1 pseudogene is annotated in these 1,750 nt (G+C 67.7%); it reads left to right on the top strand.

What is annotated here, in order from left to right:
* Window positions 1-762 precede the first annotated feature (762 nt).
* Window positions 763-1,568 (top strand): annotated as a pseudogene (locus FF36_RS31215) (AAA family ATPase); the annotation flags it as partial.
* Window positions 1,569-1,750 lie beyond the last annotated feature (182 nt).

Genomic DNA, 1,750 nt, shown 5'->3' with positions numbered 1-1,750 from the left:
CCGCGCCCCGAAGGCGCCGGACGGGCGGCGCGCGCCCGAGTCGGCCGACCTCACCATCCGATCACCTCCGTCCGTCGTTTTCCGTCTGTCGTTTGCGGGATTGATTCATGATACCGCGCCGCGCCACATTCAGCCACCCCGATTTCATGACTCTTTTCCAACCATATTCAACCACGCACACGCGGGATATCTCTACATNGTTGTTTAGGCAAGCCGTTTTCCATGACTCTTTTCGCGAATTCCGTCTAAAGAGTCATGGAAATAGGGTTGCTAGGCGCCGGAATGGCGAGTTACGGTTGTTCCACAACGAAATACGGAACGCCGGGAACACCGGAAACCGGAAACAAAAAGTCATGAAAAACGGCTTGCGATTCCGAAGATTCCCCTCGTATGGTTATACCAATCCCCGCGAATGCCGGGCGGTTACGGAAAAACATTATCCGTCCCCCGTGATTTCGCTGCCGTTCGGGCCGCGTGTTGTCGACGCCCCGGACNCCACGACATCCCCGCGACGCCGCCTGGNCGNCCGTNCCCGCATCCCTGGAGATCGTGATGAGTACCCCCGCCCCGCCCCCGCCCCCGCGCCGTCTCGGCCCCAACGAGTTGCATCGCCTCGTCGCCCAGTACCTCCTCGACCACGACGGCGCGCACACCCCGACCAGGGTCGCGGCGGCACTCGGGCGCAGCAACGGCGCGGTCGGCAACGCGTTGCACCGNNTNGCCGAGGCCGGTCATGCCACCGTCACCCAGGCGAAGCCCCGGATGTACACGGCGAACGGGGCCACCCGCCACGCGCTGACCGTGGCGACCGGGACGCCGCCCGTCGCGACGGCCCGGCCGGCACCCGCCCCCGCACCGGCGAAGCCAGCCGCGCCGAAGACCACGCCGGACGGGGGGATCATCCGGCCGTCCGGGCAGGTGTACCGGCCACGCCGGCTCGCGGACCTGCCCGACGTGGAGGTGCTGCGCAAACTGCGCACCGCCGAGGTGCCCGTCCTGCTCTACGGCCCCCCCGGCACCGGCAAGACCTCGGTCATCGAAGCCGCGTTCGGCGACGACCTGATCACGATCGCGGGCGACGGTGACACCCAGGTCGGTGACCTCGTCGGCGAGTACACCCAGACCAACAACGGCCGGTACGTGTTCGTCTACGGGCCGCTGATCACCGCCATGCAGCAGGGGAAGGTCCTCCTCGTCGACGACGCCACCCTGATCAGCCCGGCGGTCCTCGCGGTGATGTATCCGGCGATGGACGGCCGCAAAAGGATCATCGTGAAGGCGCACAAAGGCGAGACGATCGAGGCCGCCCCCGGCTTCTACATCATCGCCGGACACAACCCCGGCGTACACGGGGCGGTGCTCACCGAGGCCCTGTCGAGCAGGTTCTCCGTGCAGGTCGAAGTGTCCACCGACTTCGACCTCGCCACCAAACTCGAGATCGACCCGAGGGCGGTGACGGTCGCACGGAACCTCGCCCGGCGCCGCGAGGCCGGCGACGTCGGCTGGAGCCCCCAACTACGCGAGCTCCTCGCCTTCCAGAAGATCTTTGGTGTCCTCGGCCTGAAGGCNGCCGTGTCCAACCTGATCGGGATCGCGCCGCCCGAGGACCGCGACGTNGTCGCCGACATCGTCACCAANACCTTCGGNGCCACGTTCGCCCCCCTCGCCCTCGGCGCCCAGATCTCACCCGCCGCACCGTGACGCCCCGGGCGGCGGGCGGGCGAAGCCTTCCTGCCCGCCGCCCCACCCC

Origin of the sequence: Frankia torreyi, from assembly GCF_000948395.1 — a bacterium.
Taxonomy (GTDB): Bacteria; Actinomycetota; Actinomycetes; order Frankiales; family Frankiaceae; genus Frankia; species Frankia torreyi.
Note: the sequence above shows the minus strand (reverse complement) of the source record. Positions and strands in the feature narration are given on the sequence as shown.